The organism is Rhizobium sp. CRRU65, assembly GCF_048551595.1.
Classification (GTDB): Bacteria; Pseudomonadota; Alphaproteobacteria; order Rhizobiales; family Rhizobiaceae; genus Rhizobium; species Rhizobium leguminosarum_J.
On the sequence record NZ_JBLYZH010000004.1, the window covers coordinates 23014 to 41942 of the forward strand.

Below are 18929 nucleotides of genomic sequence, written 5' to 3' on the forward strand. Positions count from 1 at the left end.
AATTTCAGCGCCTTTGGCTTTCCGTCTCGCTTCTATGCATTCCCGAATGAAAGCGCGCCAAACCCGGCCCATCCCTGTCGACCGCAAAATCCTCGAACCATTCGCGATGCATGCCGGCGAGCATGGCGCCGATCATCTGGGCGGCGAGATAGGAAAAGGTGATGCCGTTGCCGCCGTAGCCATAGGCTGCGAAGACATGCGGCGTCTCCGGCACCGGGCCGATCAGCGGCAGACCGTCGACCGTCTCGCCGAAAGTGCCGCACCAGGCGTGTTCCACCCGCGTATCGGCTTTCGGCCACAGCCGCTTCATCTTCTCCTGGATCGCCATGGTCTTTGCCGGCAGCTTGCGGTCGCGCGCCTCCGCATCGATCGTCTCGTCATCTTCGCCGCCGGCGACGATGCGATTGTCCGCCGTCGTGCGCATGTAGAGATAGGGGTGGCTGTCCTCCCAGATCAGCGCCCTGTCGCGCCAGAAATTTGCCGGATCCTGCGGCACGGTGGCGAGCGCCCAGCTCGAACTCGAGCGGTGCAGCTTCGGCATGTCGAGACCCGGCATCGAATAGCCGGTCGCCAGCACGACATGCCGCGCCTCGATCACGTGGCCTCCACCTGTCTCTGCCGTGACGTGATTGCCTTCGCTGTGAAGCGCGGTTACGGAAGCGTTGACCAGCCGCGCGCCGCGCCGCATCGCCATCTCCAGCAGCGCCCAGGTCAGAAGCAGCGGATCGCACTCTGCCGAACCCGGCGAATAGATCGCACCATCCCGGTCGAGTTCGAATTGTGTGAAGAGATCGGGATGTTCGAGATAGACGCCGGGCAGGCCCGCCCGGCGACGAAGCTGGCGCTCCTCCAGGAGGTCACGCGCGCCTTCCCGGCCGTCAGCCAGATAGAGCGTGTTGCGCGGCCGGAAGCTGCAGGCGATGCCGTTTGCGGCGATCAGCTTGGAAAGGCCGGCGACCGCGGCACCACTGCGGCGGTAGATGCCGGCGGCGCGCTCGAAGCCGTAATAATCCTCGAGTTCGGTGAGCGTGCTGTCGATTTCCCATTGCAGCATCGCCGTGCTCGCCGCAGTGCTGCCGAAACCGGGCTCCTCCCGGTCGATGATCGCCACCGAAAAACCGCGGGCCGTCAGATGTTCGGCAACCAAGGCACCGGTGATACCGCCGCCGATCACGGCGACATCGATGGAAAAGCTCTGCTCGATCGGCCGCCATTCCGGCCGTATCCCGCTCTTCCCCCAGAGAGAACGGCCGCTCACCATCTGGTCGTGATCGGATTCGGCAAGATCGAGATCAGATGCCACTGACGTTCCCCCGGTTGATCATTTCGGCAACTGCGGCTGCGGCTTTTCCTCGATCAGCAGTTCATCGATGACAGTCATGACGATCAGCGAGAGCGGCAGCGCGAGCATGGCGCCGACGGCGCCCCACATCCATGTCCAGAACAGGATGGCGAGGAAGACGACGAAGGGATTGATTTCCAGCCGCCGTCCCATCACTGCGGGGAAGATCAGGTTCTCCATGAGCAGATGCACGGTGAAGAAGGCAGCGGCCGGCATCAGGCCGATAAGGAGGCCATCATGGGTCAGGATGCCGGCGACCGCGACGGCAAGCGTCATCAGTGTGATGCCGAGATAGGGGATGAAGCTCGACAGGAAGGCGAAGAAGCCCCAGAGCACCGGGGCCGACAGCCCGCCGGCATAGGCGATGACAGTCATGACCACGCCGAGCCCGACATAGATCAGCGAGGCCGTGGCGAAATAGAAGCCGAGCACCTGCTCGACGGCGTTGATGACACGGATGGCGGCCAGGCGTTGCGTGCGGGTGCGGAAGGTCATGATGATCGTCTTGCGCAGGTTGACCCGACCAGCGAGGAAGAACAGCAGCGCCGCAAAGAAAATCAATCCCTGCACCAGGGCGGGCGTCAGGCTGGTGGTCACGACATGCAGCACATTGCCGGTGTTTTCGAGCAGCGCACCGATCGACATCGACCCGCTTTCGAATGTCGCCGGCGTGATATGCAGCCATCTGATGCGCTCCAGATAAGGCATGACGCGGTTGATGGTTCGCTCGGCGAAGGCGGGGCCTTCATTGGCTAGCGTCATTAGCGGGTCGGCAAGCGAGTTGATCAACAGGAAGATCACCAGCGCAACGCTGCTTGACAGGATGAAGGCGTTGGCAAGCCGTGGCACCCCCATCCTGCTGAGCTTCTCTGCCGCCATACCGAGGATCATGCCGACGACGACGGCAAGTGTGATCGGAATGAGGATCAGCGACATCAGATAGACAGCGGCAAGGAAGAGAATGCCGAACATGCCGATGATCGCCCAGGCCATGCTGACATCGAGCCCGTCCTTTTCCAGCCGGTGCAGCGGTGGTGGCGGCAGCTCTTCGGCCGCCTCCTTCAGCGACTGTGCCCAGGCGCTGGTGTGGCGTTCGCCGATGGCGATCTTCTTTGCTTGTTTGCGGATGCCATTGGCGATGCCCATGCGGTGAGGTCCCCGAAGCCCCATTGCTTCCTCACGGAAACGCGCCGATGCGGTTCCGGTTCCTCAAGGGTGTGACAATGTGGCGCGGTGCATGTGAAGGCGCACGGCATTGACGCCCGTTGCCGTCTGGCATGCAACCGAAGCAGGCCGATTCCCGCCGTTATTCCTTCAACCGATAAGGCTGATCCGTAGTTACTGGAGTTACGCCGAAAGCGTCAGGCCGATACCCCAGGGATCTTTCAGAAACACGCCGCCGTCGCGCTTCTCGCTCTTGATCTCCAGTGCGTCGAGCTTGGAGACCGCCGCATCCAGCGTCGCCTTGTCGTTGAAACGGAACTTGTAGTCCGAAAGCCCGGTCATGTTGCCGGCGCGTGCCGTGGCGCCTCGGCTGTTCCAGATATTGGCGCCGAGATGGTGGTGGTAGCCGCCGCTTGCAAAGAAGCTCGCGCCCGGATAGCGCGCCATCAGCTTGAGGCCGAGGACGTCGCGGTAAAAGGCGTCGGCCTGCGGGATGTCGCCGACCTGCAGATGCAGGTGGCCGATCGCCGTCCCCGCAGCCATGCCGTCCCAGCGCTCATCAGGCGCGCTGTTGTAGAGCGCCTGCAGGTCGAGGCGAAGCGTCGCCATCTCCACCATGCCGTCCTCATGGAATTTCCATTGTTCGTGCGGGCGGTCGGCATAGATCTCGATGCCGTTGCCTTCCGGATCGGAAAGATAGATCGCTTCGCTGACCAGATGGTCCGAGGCGCCGTCGAGCGTGACGTTATTCCGTGCCGCGTGGCGCAGCCAGCGTGCGAGCTCCGTCCGGTCCGGCATCAGGAAGGCGGTGTGGAAAAGGCCTGCGGCATTGCGCGGCGCGATCATGGCATTCTTTGCGGTGGTCAGCGTCAGCAAAGGCAGGTCGCCGACACCCAGCACTTCGCCGCTCGCCGTCTTCTCGATCACCTTCAGGCCGAGCATCGATTGGTAGAAGCCGGAAACCAGACCGAGGTCGGTCACAACCAGATGCGACTGGTCGATATAGGCGGGTCGCGTCAGCGCATAGGAAGTTTCGGTCGTCATGGATTGGTCTCCTGCCTCTGAATTGGCCCTTGAGATAGAAGGCGTACCGGCGGTGGCGGCAAATGTGCCGCCTGCAGCAAGCCCGAGGAAGTTTCGCCGGTTCATTCTCTGAGGTCCCCTCGGTTGCCGTACTTGATCTCTATATGGCGCATCCCGATTGTTCACAGAAGATCTGTTTTTGAGGATGAAGCGTTGAGCAGGCGTTGACGATGACTTGCGCCCACTTGATCGCGATCAATGCGTTCATATCTTCTTTAGAGAAAGCTTATGCATCGCAGTCATGGAGGGAAGCCATGTACAGAAAGATCATCGTAGCGATCGCGCTCGGCGGCATCGACAAGGGAGAAAAAATCCTCCGCAAGGCCGCGTCCTTGCTCGACGAAGGCGGCGAGATCATCGCGCTCAATGTTGTCGAGGATGTGCCGAGTTATGTCGCGATCGAACTGCCGGCCAATATGGTCGAGGACGCCATGAAGGATGGCCGCGACAAGCTGGAAGCACTGATCGCCGCAGCCGGCGTCACGGCAACCATCGAGATCCGCAACGGCCCGCCGGCCAAAGCGATCATTTCGGCCGCCGAAAGCCACGGCGCTGACCTGATTATCGTCGCCTCGCACGTTCCGGACTTTTCCAACTACTTCATCGGCGCCACCGCCGATCGGGTCGTGCGCCATGCCAAATGCTCGGTGCTGGTCGACCGGCAGAAGGTTTGATTTTTGCGCCACTGCGGTCTGTCACGAAGATTTACCGCCCGTGCGCTTTGCCGCAGTTGCACCTCCGTCCGTTCGATGCGACGATTGCAATCGGGGTATGAAACGGATTGGCGTGCATGGGCGAGTTCAACGGCATTCGCTGGGCTTATGATAGATACGAATTGATCGCCGACGGCATTGTCCACGGTGTCGGTCTCGTGCTGGCGCTGATCGGGGCCACCGTGCTGATTTTCTACGCCACGGTCTGGAGCTCCTACGGCGCGCTCGCCGCCGCCTGGATCTATGGCGTCGGGCTGGTGCTGACGCTTGCCATTTCCTTTTCCTATAACGCCTGGCCGGTCTCGCGCACGAAATGGTATCTGCGCCGTTTCGATCATTCGGCGATCTTCCTCTTGATCGCCGCCACCTACACGCCCTTCCTCGAACGCGGCGCCGACGATCCGCTGCTCTTGTTCATGTTGGTCGCCATCTGGTTGTTCGCCGCCGTCGGCATTTTCTTGAAATGCGTCTTTCCCGGGCGTTACGACCGTCTTGCCATACTGCTTTATCTCGCCATGGGCTGGAGCGGCGTGCTGGTGGCCGAGCCCGTCGCCTCGCGCATTCCCGCCGCCTCGATGCTGCTGATCGTCATCGGCGGTGTCATCTATTCACTCGGCGTCATCTTCCATGTCTGGGAGAAGCTGCGCTTCCAGAACGCCATCTGGCACGGCTTCGTCGTCACCGCGGCGGCCGTGCATTATTCGGCCGTCTTCACCTGTTTCAGCCTGTCGCCACCAGGCCTCTGAACGACTGATGTGCCCGAAGCCGTTCCTGTTTTGCGTCCGCCGTTTACATCTCTCGAGGCGGGGCGTATGCCCGCCTTCGCAAACAATATGAACCCGAGCATCATGACAGACGCTGTCCTCCTCCGCGACGCCACCGAAGCCGATCTTTCCGCCATCCGCGATATCTACAATCACGCCGTCGAGCACACGACGGCAATCTGGAACGACACGCTGGTCGATCTCGAAAATCGGCTGGAATGGTTCAAGGCGCGCAAGGCACGCGGCTTTCCGGTCATCGTCGCCGAAATGTCGGGCAAGGTCGCAGGCTACGCCTCCTATGGTGATTGGCGCGCCTTCGACGGCTACCGCCACACGGTCGAGCATTCCGTCTATGTCGACAAGGATTGCCGCGGTGGCGGCATCGGCGAGCGGCTGATGCGGGAGCTGATCGTGCGTGCTGCCGCCGGCAATATCCATGTGATGATTGCCGGCATCGAGGCTGAGAACACCGCCTCGATCAGGCTGCACGAAAAGCTCGGCTTCCGCATCGCCGGCAGGTTTTCCGAGGTCGGCACCAAGTTCGGCCGCTGGCTGGACCTCACCTGCATGGAACTTCGCCTGCCCGGCAAGGTGGATTGATCCACCTGGCCGGCAAGGCGGATTGACCTGCCTGCCCGGCAAAGCCCCAGATTGATCAGGCAAAGCGCCAAACTCATCAGGCAAAGCCCCAAACTCATCAGCCAAAGCCATTGTGAACGGCGCGCGCCATCTTTTTATTGTAGTCTGAGCTGTGTAAGAATGTGGAAGCAGTCTGCTTCGCGGAAGGCGGCCTGAAAGCATATTGTAGGCGTCATGGGGGTGAATAGTTCAATGGCAAAGCACGGATCGTCGCTCGGTCTCCTTGCCCTCGTCCTTCTGGCATTTGCGCCGGTTGCCGCACGGGCCGCCGATTGCGGCAGCCTGGCCTCGCCGAAGCTCGACTGGCAGGAATGCACCAAGAAGAACCTGATGTTGCAGGGCAGTGATCTCGAAGGCGCCAATCTTGTCGGCACCGATTTCTCGCTGACCGATCTTGCTGGCGCCAACTTCAAATCCGCCAATCTGGAGAAGGCGACGCTGGTGCGCGCCTCGCTGGAGGGCGCCCATGCCGAAGGCGCCAACTTCGCCAAGATCGAGGCCTATCGCTCCAGCTTCGCCAATATCGCGGCCGATGGCGCTTCCTTTGCCGGCGCCGAGTTGCAGCGCGCCAATTTCGCCGGCGCCCGGCTCGCCGGCGCGAGCTTCGAAAAGGCCGAGCTCGGCCGCGCCGATTTCGACAAGGCGGTGCTGACGGGGGCGAAATTCTCGTTCGCCAATCTCTCCCGTGCCGATCTCTCCGGCGCCACCTTCGAAACCACGCCGATGTTCGATCGTGCCTTCATGTTCCTGACCCGCATCGAAGGCCTTGACCTCTCGGCCGCAACCGGGCTCGAACAGGCCCAGATCGACCTTGCCTGCGGCGATACCTCGACCAAGCTGCCGGCCGGCCTCTCCGCACCGACAACCTGGCCCTGTCCCGCCGAGCACGAGTGATCAGGCAGGCTCGCCGGCCTTATGGTCGAGCTGCGCAAGCGGCTGTCTCGGCTTATCATCCGAATGAACCGCTTGCCGATTACGGGGCCGGTCGCTTACTTCCCAGGCTCGAACACCATGGAGTGGCCGTTGATGCAATAGCGCAGGCCGGTCGGCGGTGGGCCGTCGGGAAAGACGTGGCCGAGATGGGCGTCGCAGCTGCCGCAGCGGATTTCGGTGCGCACCATGCCAAAGGCCGTGTCGCGATGCTCCGTCACCGATTCGGGCGACACTGCTTCGAAATAGCTCGGCCAGCCGCAGCCGGCATCGAATTTCGTGTCGGAGCGGAAAAGCGGCGCGTTGCAGCCGACGCAGCGGTAAAGCCCCGTCTCGAACGAATCCCAATAAGGGCCGGTGAAGGCGCGTTCGGTGCCGTGCTGGCGCGTGATGCGGTACTGCTCGGGAGTGAGCTGCTCTTTCCAGTCGGCGTCGGTCTTGTGGATCTTGGCGGTGGTCGCAGTTTCGGACATGAGGTGCTCCTTTCGCCGAGGGGCGGGTTCCGTTTCGCGAGAAATGTGGTGCGCCGCGTTCAGTTCATCAAGTCTCCCGCCGGCGCGCCATGAGATTGGCCGCATACCCAATTGGGGGAAGAGGCTTGCTTTTACATCCGTTAGGGGTTTTCTGTTAGGGTTAATGTTGCGTGCATTGGAGAATCACTGGTGTTTGAAACAGCAATCGTCCTGCTCTACGGCCTCGTGGCCGTGGCAGCCATGGCGGTCACACTGTTGGAAGGCTGGGCCAACCATGACGGCGTGACGCTTCATCGTCTCGCCGGGCTCTTCGCCTGCCTGCTCTGGCCGCTGACGCTTGTGGTCTTCATCCTCCACGGTTGCATCGCCCGGCTGCTGACGCGTCTTTCCAGATCGACGGCCTGATCGGCTTTGAACATCACCATGCAGTGCGGCTCGCGGCCGAAATCACTTGAGACGCTCCCCCGTTTCGCCTAAGCCAGAGGACAGGCTGGTTTTCTCCGGTTTTTCCGTCTGTTGCTCTTGCAACAGACTTTTGCCTTTACAGCGCCGCGCGCCTTGTCGGACGTGCAAAGGACTGTAACATTTTGAATTATGCAGTAGAGGAGGGGACATGGCCGATGTCACGGCTCTGACATTTCTGGCCCTGTGTCTGCCGCTCGTCGGCGCTCTTGCCGCCCCCTTCGTCATCCGCATCTTCGGCGCAAACGGTGCCTGGCTCCTGGCGGTCGCTCCCTTGCTCGCCTTCCTGCATTTCCTGCGTTTCATTCCCAAGATCGCGCGCGGCGAGGTCGTCGCCGGCGGTTATTCCTGGGTGCCGAGCTTTCATCTCTCTTTTTCCTGGTTTCTCGATGGCCTGTCGCTGACTTTCGCGCTGCTGATCACCGGCATCGGCACCCTGATCGTGCTTTATGCCGGCGGCTACCTCAAAGGACACAAGGATCAGGGCCGCTTCTTCTCCTTCATCTTCCTCTTCATGGGCGCGATGCTCGGCGTCGTCGTTTCCGACAGTTTCCTGATGCTCTTCGTCTTCTGGGAATTGACGTCGATCACGTCCTTCCTGCTGATCGGCTTCGACCACGAGCGTGAGGCGGCTCGCCGCGCCGCCCTGCAGGCGCTTGTTGTGACCGGCGGGGGAGGGCTCTGCCTGTTGGCCGGCCTGCTGCTGCTCTGGAACATCTCGGGCGTCACTGAGATGTCGCGGCTCATGGGAGCGGGCGATATCGTGCGCGAAAGCCCGCTCTATCTCGCTGCCCTCATCCTGGTCTTGGGCGGTGCCTTCACCAAATCGGCGCAGTTTCCCTTTCATTTCTGGCTGCCGAACGCCATGGAGGCGCCGACGCCGGTTTCCGCCTATCTGCATTCGGCCACCATGGTGAAGGCAGGCGTCTATCTGCTGATGCGGCTCAATCCCGTCATGGGGGCAACCCCTGCCTGGGAAATCCTTCTGCCCTTCTTCGGCGGGCTGACGCTGGTCGTCGGCACCGCGCTCGCCATCCGCCAGACCGACCTGAAGCTCAAGCTCGCCTATACCACCGTCTCCTCGCTCGGCCTGCTCGTCATGCTGATCGGCTTCGGCTCGGACCATGCGGTGGAGGCGGCGGCGCTCTATCTGGTGGCGCATTCCCTCTTCAAGGGCGCGCTCTTCATGGTCGCCGGCATCATCGATCACGAGACCGGCACGCGCGATATCACCAGGCTCAGCGGCCTGATGCGGGCGATGCCGCTCACCTGGATGATTGCCCTTGCGGCGGCCTTCTCGATGGCCGGCCTGCCGCCCTTCTTCGGTTTCCTCGCCAAGGAGGAGATTTATATGGCACTTGTCGGCGGCGATATCCGCGCGCTCACCTTTACCGCCATAACCGTCTTCGGCAATGCGCTGATGTTTGCCGTCGCCTTCGCCGTGGCGCTGAAACCCTTCCTCGGCCAACCGGTGGAGACGCCGAAACCGCCGCACGAAGCGCCCGTCCTGCTTTGGCTCGGCCCGGCCGTTCTCGCCGTCCTCGGCCTGCTCGCGGCGATCTTTTCGACCTTCACCCATACCGTCCTGTCCTCGCCGATCGCCTCCGCCATCCGCCAGACACCCGTCGAAATCGACATTTCGCTGACGCCGCATATCGGCCTGCCCTTGGCGCTTTCCGCCCTGACCGTGCTGCTCGGCATCGGCGTCTACGGGCAGCTCGCGCGCGCCCGTTTCCTGATGGCCGTTTTCCTGCGCGCGGCCGGACCTGGGCCGGACCATGGCTTTGATGTTGCACTATCGGGCCTTGTCCGCTTTTCCGGCCGCGTCATGCGTGTGCTCCAGCCGGGGCGGCTGGAGATCTATGTCACCTGCACCTTCCTCTGCGTCGCCGCTATCCTCATCATTCCGCTTGTCGTCTATGGCGAACTGCCGCGTCTGCCTGCCTGGCCGGCCGATGTCAGGCTCTATGAATGGGCGGTCTTCCTGATCGCCGCCGTCGGCCTTGCAGCCGTGCTCGTTGCCCGCGACCGGCTGACGGCGATCGTCTCGCTCGGCATCCAGGGTTTCGCCGTCGCCATCATCTTCCTGCTGTTCGGCGCGCCGGATCTGTCCTTCACCCAGTTCATGGTCGAAACTCTTTCGGTGGTGATCCTTGCCCTGGTCATGACCAGGCTTCGTCTCTCGCCCGCCGATCGGCGGCCGCTCGGCCGCAAGCTCTTCGACGGCGTGCTGGCGCTTGCCTGCGGCCTCGGTTTCACGCTTCTGCTGATGCGGGCGACGCAGGCGCCGTTCAACGATGCGCTGACGGAATTCTTCAACGCCTATTCCAAATCGATCGCCCATGGCGCCAATGTCGTCAACGTCATCATCGTCGATTTCCGCGGCACCGACACGCTCGGCGAAATCGCCGTCGTTGCGGTCACCGGCCTTGCCATCCTGGCGCTTATCCGCATTCGCGCCGGCAGCGAGCGCAAGCTTGCCGCCAATGATCCCGCGACGGAGGGCTGAGCGCGTGAACACCCTCATCTTCCGCACCGTCGCCCCGTTCCTCACCGCACTGATGCTGCTGTTTTCCGTCTTCGTGCTGCTGCGCGGCCATAACGAGCCGGGCGGCGGCTTCATCGGCGGGCTGATCGCTGCCTCGGGACTGGCGATCTACGGCATTGCCCGCGGCGTCGGCGCCGTTCGCCGGGCGCTGTTTTTCCATCCGCTGTCGATCGCCGGCTTCGGCCTGTTCCTGTCCACCGCAGCCGGTCTTCTCTCCATCCTGTTTGCCGTTCCCTTCATGACCGGCCTGTGGATCTATCCGACGCTTTTCGGCGCCGAGGTGCCGCTGTCGAGCGTCATGCTCTTCGATATCGGCGTCTATCTTGTCGTGCTCGGCGCCATCACGTCGATCGCATTGGCATTGGAAGAAAAGGAGGTGGAATGATGGAGCCGCTTCTGGCGATCCTCGTCGGTCTGTTCTTCGCCGCCGCCATCTATCTGATGCTGTCGAAATTCTCGATCCGCATCATGCTCGGCATCGCCATCCTCGGCAACGCCGTCAACCTGCTGCTCTTTACCGGTGGCCGGCTGACGCGCGAGGTGCCGCCGATCATCCCGGCGGGTCTCGACAGCTTGCCCGCAGGCACGGCCAACCCGCTGCCGCAGGCCCTCATCCTGACGGCGATCGTCATCTCCTTTTCCTTCCTTGCCTTCCTGCTGGTGCTGACCTACCGCGCCTATCAGGACCTCGGCACTGACAACACCAGCGACATGCGCGCCGCCGAGCCCGACGACCGGCCGCTGCCGCCATTGGGGTATTGAGGATGTTGGTGCGGATGCTCACTACACGGCAAACCCTCTCGTGCGATAGCGGAGGCGCCATCTGATGGCCGCCGCCACCTCCACCGTCGATCTCTCCGCCGCCCTGATCACCACCCCGGTGCCGATCAGTCACTGGCTTGCCATCCTGCCGGTCGCCCATTGCATCACGCTCGGCGCCGTCCTGCTGATGCTGCGCGCCTATCCCCGCCTGCAGGCCTGGCTTGCCATCCCTGGTCTTGCGGCGCTGGCGCTGATCGATGCGGCGCTGCTCGCCAAGGTCGCGGCCGACGGGCCGCTGACCATGGTCATGGGCCGCTGGCTGCCGCCCTTCGGCATCGCCTTCACTGTCGATCTCTTCGGTGCGCTGATGGCTTTTGCCGCGGCCCTTGCCGCACTCGCCGGCGGCATCTATGCGCTGGCCGATATCGGCGAAAGCGGCCGGCGATATGGTTTCTTCCCGCTGCTGATGCTGCTGATGGCCGGCGTCACCGGCGCCTTTCTCACCGGCGATATCTTCAATCTCTATGTCTGGTTCGAGGTGCTGCTTATCTCCTCCTTCGGGCTGATCATCCTTGGTTCCGAACGTGAGCAGATCGACGGCGCGCTGAAATATGCGGTGCTCAATCTGATCGCCACGACCCTGTTCCTGGTCGGCGTCGGCATTCTCTATGCCGCCTTCGGCACCCTCAACATGGCCGATATCGCTGCGAAAGCTGGTGATTTGCGCGGCACGGCGCCGCTGATGACGCTGGCAAGCCTCTTCCTGCTCGCCTTTGGCATGAAGGCGGCGGCCTTCCCGGTCAATTTCTGGCTGCCCGCCGCCTATCATACGCCGCGTATCGTGGTCTCCGCACTGTTTGCCGGCCTGCTCACCAAGGTCGGCATCTACGCGCTGATCCGGGTGATGGTCATGCTGTTGCCGGTGGAGCGCCAGGAATTGAGCCCGGTGATCGCGCTCGCCGCCGCCGCGACCATTGTCGTCGGCGCTCTCGGCGCGCTTGCCGAAAACGATATCCGCAGGCTGTTCGGCTATGTCGTCATATCGGGCATCGGAAACATGCTGGCCGGCGTCGCCCTCGGCGGCCTTGGCGGCATCAGCGGCGCTGTCTTCTATGCGCTCCATTCGATGGTGCTGATGACCGCACTTTATCTTGCCGCCGGCGAGATCGCCCGGCGCGGCGGCGGCTTTTCGCTGTCGGCCCTCGGCGGGCTCTACCGGCAAAGCGGCGGTTTCACCGCACTCTCCCTCGTGCTCTTCCTGGCCGCCTGTGGCCTGCCGCCCTTTTCCGGCTTCTGGCCGAAGGTCATTCTCGTCAAGGCCTCGCTCGATCTCGGCGCCTGGTGGCTGGCGGCCTCGATCCTCGTCGGCGGTTTTCTGACGACGATCGCCTTCGGTCGTCTCTTTCTGCTCGCCTATTGGCGCCCGGCGGCGATAGCACTGACGCCGTCCGGACCGAGGTGGCGCACGGGCCTGCCGCTCGCCGCGCTGACCGCGCTGGTCATCGGCTTCGGCATCTTGCCGGAACAGTTGCTGGCGCTGTCGCAATCGGCCGCCGCCGGCTTGGCCGATCCCCACGCCTATCTTCATTCGGTCTTCCCGGAAGGGCGTGCGCCGTGATCTTCTTCCTCTTCAACCTGCTGCTTGCTACTGCCTGGGTCACTGTTACCGGCAGCGCCTCGCTGCACAATCTCGTCCTCGGCGTCCTGCTCGGGGCCCTGGCGCTGGTCATCATCCGCGAATCCTTCGGCGGCAAGGGACGCATCCCCCGCGTCCTCCCGGTATTCTCGCTCGCCGCTCTGTTCCTCAAGGAGTTGTCGCTGTCGGCCTGGAAGGTCACGGTCACCGTGCTCTCGCCCGATATGAAGCTGAAACCCGGCATCTTCGCCTACCCTTTGACGGTGACGAGCGATTTCGAGATCACTTTGCTGGCAAACCTCATCACGCTGACTCCAGGCACGCTTTCGGTCGACGTCTCCATAGATCGCCGCACGCTCTATGTGCACGCGCTCGATTGTTCCGATCCGGAGGCGACCAGGCGTGATATCGCCAACGGTTTCGAACGCAAGATCATGGAGGCCTTCCGGTGATCACATCTGCCGCCATCGTCGCAGCCGCATCCTCGGCCGCACTCGTCATCCTCGGCCTGGCGCTGATCCTCACCGTCTGGCGCGTCGTTGCCGGCCCGACATTGCCGGACCGGATCCTCGCCCTCGACATGCTGACCGGCATCGCCATCGGTTTCATCGCCGTCATTGCGGTCAAGACCGGATTTTCGCTCTATATCGATATTGCCATCTCGCTCGGCCTCGTCGGTTTCCTGGCGACCGTCGCCTTCGCCCGATTCGTGCTGTCGCGCGGCAATATCAAATCGAAGCCGTCCGCATCTGCGGCAAATGGCAACACGCAAAAACGCCGGGCAGGGGGGAAGAAGCGATGATCGATTATATCGTGGCTGCCGTCACCGCCTTGCTTTTGATCGTTGGTTCGCTCTTTACGCTTGCGGCAGCGATCGGCCTGGTCCGGCTGCCTGATCTCTATACGCGCATGCATTCGGCCTCGAAGGCGGGGACTGTCGGCTCCGGCCTGTTGCTCCTTGCCGCCGGCCTTTATTCGCAGGACCCGGCGATTCTCGCCCGCGCCATTGCCGGTTTCGTCTTCTTCCTGCTGACGGCACCGGTGGCGGCCCATCTGCTTGCCAGAGTTGCCCATCGTTCGGGATATGATCTCGGTGCACTCTCGGTCCGTGACGATATCAGGGATCGTTGAGGCTATGCTGTTCGGCGACTTTACCAGATTTATGCAAAACTTATGCACAGGAAGCTGTGAGTAAAGCTTGCCGAAGAGCCCCTCAATTCTTCATCTGTCATTTTTTCTCAAGAAAAACGACAAATAATAATTGGCCTTTCGACCAAACGATGGTATTTGAAAATGCAAGTAGAGTTCTGATTGTGAATTGCAATCGTACTGCTTCCAAGTCCCTCAGTTTTGATTTTTAATGTCTAAACTGGGGCCATCGCCTGGAGCATGACGTAGTGGTTTCCAGTCAGGCAGTATAAGAACAGGTCAGGCTCTTCGGAATCTAGGGGTGGATTTCGCGTTTTTCGAAACAGAAGGTCGCTTCCTGTGCTTTTGCTGTTCGCTTCTACGAGGCGGGTCTTTGGCGTGTCAGTCAAAGACCGTTTGAGCATGCTAACAGGAGAAAGAATATGACGGATATAGCGACCGGCAGTGCGCCGGAGCTGCTTGTGGAACTGACAGCCGACATCGTCGCAGCTTATGTCAGCAACCATGTTGTACCGGTCAGCGACCTGGCCAATCTGATTTCCGACGTGCATTCGGCACTGAGCAACACGTCCGTACCGCAGCCTGCTGCGGCGATCGTCGAAAAGCAGAAGCCTGCAGTTTCTGTCCGCAAGTCCGTACAGGACGAGCAGATCACGTGTTTGGAATGCGGCGGCAATTTCAAGTCCCTCAAGCGTCACCTGATGACGCATCACAGCCTCTCGCCGGAAGAATACCGCGAGAAGTGGGACCTGCCGACCGATTACCCGATGGTAGCGCCCGCTTATGCCGAAGCGCGTTCGCGCCTGGCAAAGGAAATGGGCCTCGGGCAGCGCCGCAAGCGCGGCCGCGGCTGAGCTTTTTCGAAAGCATCAACGACAAAAAGCCGGGTCTTGTGCCCGGCTTTTTTGTGCCTTCGCAAGGGGAAGAAATACATTTTCCGGTATTTGAAGCGTTGCGTCTGATTCGGCCGGACGCCACGACTGCGTAAGAGATCCCGTCTTATGCTTTGCCGACAGGCTTTGAATGTATTCCTATACTATGAGCAAGTGTTAATATACTCGATTGCAGAGCCGGCACTGACCCGCTTGCTCGCCTTATGGCTCTGAAAGCCGGCCAGCCACGGTCGCGGTCAAGCCGCAGCGCGGACTCTTGCCTCTTCGCGGATCCTGTTCACCATCGAGCGCAGTCCGTTCGAACGCTGCGATGACAGGTTCTCCACCAGGCCGATCTTCGAGAATATCTCGAAGGCATCGAGCCCGGCGATCTCCGATGCCGTCTTGCCGGAATAGGTGGCAAGCACGATGGCGACGAGGCCGCGCACGATATGGGCGTCGGAATCACCCTCGAAGCTCATGACCGGATTGTCGGGATCGCCTGCCGTATGAGTCACCAGCCAGACCTGGCTGGCGCAACCCATCACCTTGTTCTCCGAGGTGCGCTTCTCCTCGGCCAAATCAGGCAGCGCCTTGCCGAGTTCGATGACATAGCGGTAGCGATCTTCCCAATCGTCCAGGAAAGCGAAGTCGTCGATGATCTGGTCGAGGGATGCCATGGAGAAGCCTTTCACTATTAAAGCAGTTCCAGCAAAAGTGCGCAGCGGTCTTGCGTCCGGAATGCGTCAGGAAATGCTCTAAGAGTGCATATAGGTGAAAGACCGGCAGATTTGAACCGTTAAAAAGAAACGCCGTGAGGGATGGGCATCCTCACGGCGCAGCAACATGCTGAATTAAACAGGGCAGGCACGTCAGGCATGGGGCATCTCCGCGTCATGCGGACCACCGATGCAAGCTGGTTGAGGGTTAGGTCGCCGGCTTCGGCGTCGGCAGCGGAATAGCGCCGGTCACCACCGTCTCAGAGGAGGCGTCATCTTCGACCGGCGGACGGTAAGGCATCGGCTGGTTGAGCGCTGCCTTGGCCTCGCGCACCTTTTCCTGGATGGCAGGCGTGGTGAGGGAAGGCATGTTGAGCGCCACTGGCACCTGCGGGTCGGCAAGCTTTGCGGTTGCCGGCGTCTCATCCTTGAACTGGCTGTCGAGAAGTTCATAGGCAACGCGGGCGCCTTCACGGGCCCGGTAGCCGAGTGCGGTGAGGGTCTCGGTACCCTTGGCGCAGACTTCGGGCTTCTCCGAGCACATGCCGGTCAAATAGTCGTAGGCGCCGCTTGCCGCCGTGAACGCGTCGGAAAGCTGCAATTGCGGGCCGCTGGCCAACTTGTCGGAACTCTCCGTGCTGAAGACGGAAAGAAGCACGAGCACAAGGCCAAACCAGAAGGATCCTTTGATCAGAAACCACATTGTCGTCGCCCATCCTGTTTCCCCGTCCGGTTCTTGTTGCCGAATCAGGCCGGTTGTCCGGTGTGTTTTCACCCTACCGCCAAGTTGCGAATGCCGCTTTTCGAAACTCACGCGCATTTGCGGCAAATTTAGTTCAAATTTTAGCGAACGGCATTTGAGCCGCATTTTAGTCGAATGCGAGCGATCGCCGTTAAGCATCAGGGCAGCACCTGCTTGCAATTGCAGGACTTTTGCCGGCTCGCCTTGCCACAGGAGTTAACGCAATGCTGAAATATGAGGAAAATCCGTCGCTTACCCCCTATTAACCACAAAAGGCAAAGAGCCTTCCAGATGCTTCAAAACGAGAATTTCAGCCGTTTCAGGCTGTGAACAGCGCTTTTGCCTTATCCTTTCTTTAAGTCGCCAAGGCCTATTGTCCGGATCGATCGACAGCCTTTCGGGCGGGTATTGCGTGCGTGTATTGAGTAACATTGGCGGCTGGATGACGGCCCTCGTAGACCGGGCAGCGACAAGCTGGCTCTCCCGGACGGGCGGCGGTGAAGCCGTGCGCCAACGCGAGCTCGCGATCCTGCGCCGCCTCGTGCTGCTCTCGTCGGCCGCTCTCGTTGCCGCTCCCATCGGCCTTTCGGCAGTCACCAGTCCTGCCGTCGCGCTGCCGGCAGGTGTCGCCATGGTCTGCGCCGCCTTTCTTTTTTCCGCCGTCGGCAGCATCGCGCTCGCCCGTCAGGGCTCGGCAGCCGGTATCGCCACCCAGTCGGCCGAGGATTTCTTCCTTGCCGCCACCCCGGGCCTCGTCTTTTTCCTCGACCCGCACGGCAGTGTGGCGACCATCGGCGGTCGCGACCGGCGCGACTTCCTCGGCTGGATGCGTGATCCCAAGGGCAGGGGCTTCCTCGAGCAGGTGCATGTCTCCGACCGCATCCTTTTCCTGCAGGCGCTCGATGGCCTGCGCCGGGGCGAGGATGCTCAGAGCGTCGATCTGCGCCTCGACCGGCCCTCGGTCTCGCGCGATCAGCGCCAGTTTGCATATCTGAGAATGGACATGACGGCCCGGCGCGATGCCGACGGCGAACTTGCCGCCATCATTGCCCAGCTGCGCGATGTCTCCGTCGAGCAGCAACTGCGTGACGAAGCCCAGAACCGTGCGGCGGACGCCGAATCCGCAAACGACGCCAAGTCGCGCTTCCTCGCCGCCGTCAGCCATGAGCTGCGCACGCCGCTGAACGCCATTCTCGGTTTTTCCGATATCCTGATCGGCGAATATTTCGGCAAGTTCGAAAACGACCGTCAGCGCGAATATGTCGGCCTGGTCCGCGAATCCGGCGCGCATCTGCTGTCCGTCGTCAACACCATGCTCGACATGAGCAAGATCGAAGCCGGCCGCTACGAGCTGATCCTCGAAGCCTTCGATATATCAAGCTCCGTCAAATCCTGCGAGTCGATGCTGGCATTGCAAGCCAAGACCAAGGGCCTCACCCTAACCAGCCGTATCCAGCGCGACCTCGGCGAGGTCGTCGCCGATCAGCGCGCCATCCAGCAGATCCTCATCAATCTCGTCGGCAATGCCATAAAGTTCACCGAGGCCGGCGGCGTCGTCTCGGTCGATGCGGCAGCCCGAGACGGCATCCTCAAACTGACGGTCAGCGATACCGGTATCGGCATCCCGGCCGACAAGCTGGCATTGTTAGGCCAGCCCTTCGTCCAGATCCAGAACGACTATACCCGCCGCTTCGAAGGCTCCGGCCTCGGTCTCTCCCTGGTCAAGGGGCTGGTGGCGCTGCATGGCGGGTATTTCGCCATCGCCAGCCAGCCGGGCGAGGGCACGATCATCACTATCGAGATCGCAGCGGACGGCTCGGGCGCCCAACACGCCGAAGACGCCGGTCATGGCGCGACTGTCGAGTTTCCGCCGCGGCTGAAGGGCGCGGTCAATAGCGGTGTAGAATTGAAAGAGGGGCGTTTCGATGGCCGCGCGCAAGCGAAAATCGCCTAAGGGAAAAAGAGGACGGCAGCAGCCGGGCCTTCTGATGTCAGGCGCTGCCGCTCTCGGCGGTCTCGGCCTGCAGGGCGCCTCCGTGCTCGGCGGGGTCGGCCTGCAGGGCGCCTCCGTGCTCGGCGGCGTCATCGGCCGCAATCCGTCGGTCGCCGGCGGCGCGATCACCTTCGCCGTCATCTTCTCCTTCGTCGCCGCCAATGCGCTCTGGTATCAGCCGGGCCTGCATCCGCATCCGATCTTCCGCACCCGCGATCCGCAGTCTCCGACCGTGCTCGGCGCCCGCCGCCCGGCCGAGGAGCAACAGGGCGACGTCACCACCTTCCGGATCGAACGGCCGCAGGATACTGCCACCACCAACGCGACACCGGCGCCCGCCGCACCCGGCCAGCAGCCAAGCCAGCTCGTCATGGACATCCAGCAGCAGCTGGTGCGCCGCGGTCTCTATAGCGGCATACCCGACGGCATTATCGGCCCGCGCACCAGCGCGGCCATTCTCTTCTTCGAGGAGACCGTCGGCATGACCCAAACCGGCGATCCGACGCCGGAGGTGCTAGTGGCGCTGAAGACCGATGCCGCTGGCCCTTCGACCGTGCCCGCCGAAAAGCCGCCCGAGGATGTGAGCTCGAAGGCGGCGGCGGAAGACCCGGTGGCAGCCGCGATCCGCAGCGCCGAAAAGACCGTCAAAACGGCTCCATCAGCGGCAAAGCAGGTTCCATCAAGCGAAATCACCAATGTTGACCTGGTGTTGAAGATCCAGAAGGGTCTTTCCAACATGGCCTATGCCAATGTCGGCGTCGACGGTGTCGCCGGTGAGCAGACCCGCGCGGCCATCCGCCATTTTCAGAAGCACTACAACCTGCCCGAAGACGGCGAGCCGAACCAGGCGGTGCTGAAGAAACTCAAGGAAATCGGCGCGATATAGAGCAATTCCAGCAAAAGTGCGCAGCGGTTTTGCGTCCGGAATTGCGCAACCA

General features: G+C 61.9%; 21 protein-coding genes. 15 read left to right on the forward strand and 6 right to left on the reverse strand.

The genetic code is table 11. From position 1 onward, the window contains the following. Positions 1-4: 4 nt before the first annotated feature. From ACM5SV_RS09065 to ACM5SV_RS09075, 3 genes are all read right to left on the reverse strand, one after another. Entirely contained in the window at positions 5-1303 is a 1299-nt protein-coding gene (locus tag ACM5SV_RS09065; protein WP_113547082.1) for an NAD(P)/FAD-dependent oxidoreductase, read from the reverse strand. Positions 1304-1321: 18 nt separating this feature from the next. Then, entirely contained in the window at positions 1322-2488 is a 1167-nt protein-coding gene (locus tag ACM5SV_RS09070; protein WP_113547083.1) for an AI-2E family transporter, read from the reverse strand. A 201-nt stretch (positions 2489-2689) separates the two neighbouring features. Beyond that, entirely contained in the window at positions 2690-3655 is a 966-nt protein-coding gene (locus ACM5SV_RS09075; protein ID WP_206641131.1) for a VOC family protein, read from the reverse strand. A 188-nt stretch (positions 3656-3843) separates the two neighbouring features. Here ACM5SV_RS09075 and ACM5SV_RS09080 point away from each other — a divergent pair, with 188 nt between their 5' ends. The 4 genes from ACM5SV_RS09080 to ACM5SV_RS09095 all read left to right on the forward strand — a co-directional run bounded on the left by ACM5SV_RS09080 (position 3844) and on the right by ACM5SV_RS09095 (position 6599). After that, positions 3844-4263: a universal stress protein gene (locus ACM5SV_RS09080; protein ID WP_128407977.1), complete on the forward strand. Its 420-nt coding sequence runs from the start codon at positions 3844-3846 to the stop codon at positions 4261-4263. Positions 4264-4379: 116 nt separating this feature from the next. Then, entirely contained in the window at positions 4380-5048 is a 669-nt protein-coding gene (gene trhA / locus ACM5SV_RS09085) for a PAQR family membrane homeostasis protein TrhA (RefSeq protein WP_128407976.1), read from the forward strand. Between the two features lie 66 nt (positions 5049-5114). After that, positions 5115-5666: a GNAT family N-acetyltransferase gene (locus tag ACM5SV_RS09090; RefSeq protein ID WP_012756644.1), complete on the forward strand. Its 552-nt coding sequence runs from the start codon at positions 5115-5117 to the stop codon at positions 5664-5666. 231 nt (positions 5667-5897) lie between these two features. Continuing rightward, complete coding sequence (locus ACM5SV_RS09095; RefSeq protein ID WP_222014436.1) at positions 5898-6599, forward strand: pentapeptide repeat-containing protein; 702 nt, start codon at positions 5898-5900, stop codon at positions 6597-6599. Between the two features lie 95 nt (positions 6600-6694). Here the strand turns inward: ACM5SV_RS09095 and msrB are convergent, their stop codons facing one another. Then, on the reverse strand, positions 6695-7108 hold the full coding sequence (msrB, locus tag ACM5SV_RS09100) for a peptide-methionine (R)-S-oxide reductase MsrB (RefSeq protein ID WP_012756646.1): 414 nt from the start codon (positions 7106-7108) through the stop codon (positions 6695-6697). A 189-nt stretch (positions 7109-7297) separates the two neighbouring features. On the opposite strand from msrB, the gene ACM5SV_RS09105 reads away from it, so the two are divergent. The 9 genes from ACM5SV_RS09105 (at position 7298) to ACM5SV_RS09145 (ending at position 14519) form a co-directional block, all read left to right on the forward strand. After that, complete coding sequence (locus ACM5SV_RS09105; protein WP_012756647.1) at positions 7298-7513, forward strand: hypothetical protein; 216 nt, start codon at positions 7298-7300, stop codon at positions 7511-7513. Positions 7514-7721: 208 nt separating this feature from the next. Next, positions 7722-10079, forward strand: a complete 2358-nt coding sequence (locus ACM5SV_RS09110) for a putative monovalent cation/H+ antiporter subunit A (RefSeq protein ID WP_221964147.1) — start codon at positions 7722-7724, stop codon at positions 10077-10079. A 4-nt stretch (positions 10080-10083) separates the two neighbouring features. Further along, the gene (locus ACM5SV_RS09115; protein WP_012756649.1) at positions 10084-10503 is read left to right on the forward strand and encodes a Na(+)/H(+) antiporter subunit B; all 420 of its coding nucleotides are present in this window, start codon (positions 10084-10086) and stop codon (positions 10501-10503) included. After that, the gene (locus ACM5SV_RS09120; RefSeq protein ID WP_032994420.1) at positions 10503-10880 is read left to right on the forward strand and encodes a Na+/H+ antiporter subunit C; all 378 of its coding nucleotides are present in this window, start codon (positions 10503-10505) and stop codon (positions 10878-10880) included. Before ACM5SV_RS09115 ends, ACM5SV_RS09120 begins: the two co-directional genes overlap by 1 nt. Positions 10881-10944: 64 nt before the next feature. Continuing rightward, positions 10945-12498 carry a Na+/H+ antiporter subunit D gene (locus ACM5SV_RS09125; RefSeq protein ID WP_222014434.1) on the forward strand — a complete coding sequence of 518 codons (1554 nt, stop codon included), beginning with the start codon at positions 10945-10947 and terminating at the stop codon, positions 12496-12498. Then, on the forward strand, positions 12495-12968 hold the full coding sequence (locus ACM5SV_RS09130; RefSeq protein ID WP_222014431.1) for a Na+/H+ antiporter subunit E: 474 nt from the start codon (positions 12495-12497) through the stop codon (positions 12966-12968). The genes ACM5SV_RS09125 and ACM5SV_RS09130 overlap by 4 nt, the downstream gene beginning before the upstream one ends. After that, the gene (locus tag ACM5SV_RS09135; protein ID WP_222014429.1) at positions 12965-13318 is read left to right on the forward strand and encodes a cation:proton antiporter; all 354 of its coding nucleotides are present in this window, start codon (positions 12965-12967) and stop codon (positions 13316-13318) included. Before ACM5SV_RS09130 ends, ACM5SV_RS09135 begins: the two co-directional genes overlap by 4 nt. Next, a complete protein-coding gene (gene mnhG / locus ACM5SV_RS09140) occupies positions 13315-13647 on the forward strand; it encodes a monovalent cation/H(+) antiporter subunit G (protein ID WP_012756654.1) in 333 nt (110 codons plus the stop codon). Before ACM5SV_RS09135 ends, mnhG begins: the two co-directional genes overlap by 4 nt. Positions 13648-14087: 440 nt before the next feature. Beyond that, complete coding sequence (locus ACM5SV_RS09145; protein WP_003546634.1) at positions 14088-14519, forward strand: MucR family transcriptional regulator; 432 nt, start codon at positions 14088-14090, stop codon at positions 14517-14519. A 275-nt stretch (positions 14520-14794) separates the two neighbouring features. Here ACM5SV_RS09145 and ACM5SV_RS09150 read toward each other — a convergent pair whose 3' ends face one another. Together ACM5SV_RS09150 and ACM5SV_RS09155 are read right to left on the reverse strand one after the other, a co-directional pair. Then, positions 14795-15217: a SufE family protein gene (locus tag ACM5SV_RS09150; protein WP_003557812.1), complete on the reverse strand. Its 423-nt coding sequence runs from the start codon at positions 15215-15217 to the stop codon at positions 14795-14797. Positions 15218-15464: 247 nt separating this feature from the next. After that, a complete protein-coding gene (locus ACM5SV_RS09155; protein ID WP_012756656.1) occupies positions 15465-15959 on the reverse strand; it encodes a DUF5330 domain-containing protein in 495 nt (164 codons plus the stop codon). A 412-nt stretch (positions 15960-16371) separates the two neighbouring features. On the opposite strand from ACM5SV_RS09155, the gene ACM5SV_RS09160 reads away from it, so the two are divergent. After that, positions 16372-17952 carry a sensor histidine kinase gene (locus ACM5SV_RS09160; RefSeq protein WP_204338266.1) on the forward strand — a complete coding sequence of 527 codons (1581 nt, stop codon included), beginning with the start codon at positions 16372-16374 and terminating at the stop codon, positions 17950-17952. Further along, a complete protein-coding gene (locus tag ACM5SV_RS09165; protein WP_222014428.1) occupies positions 17924-18877 on the forward strand; it encodes a peptidoglycan-binding protein in 954 nt (317 codons plus the stop codon). Before ACM5SV_RS09160 ends, ACM5SV_RS09165 begins: the two co-directional genes overlap by 29 nt. The last annotated feature ends 52 nt before the right edge of the window (positions 18878-18929 follow it).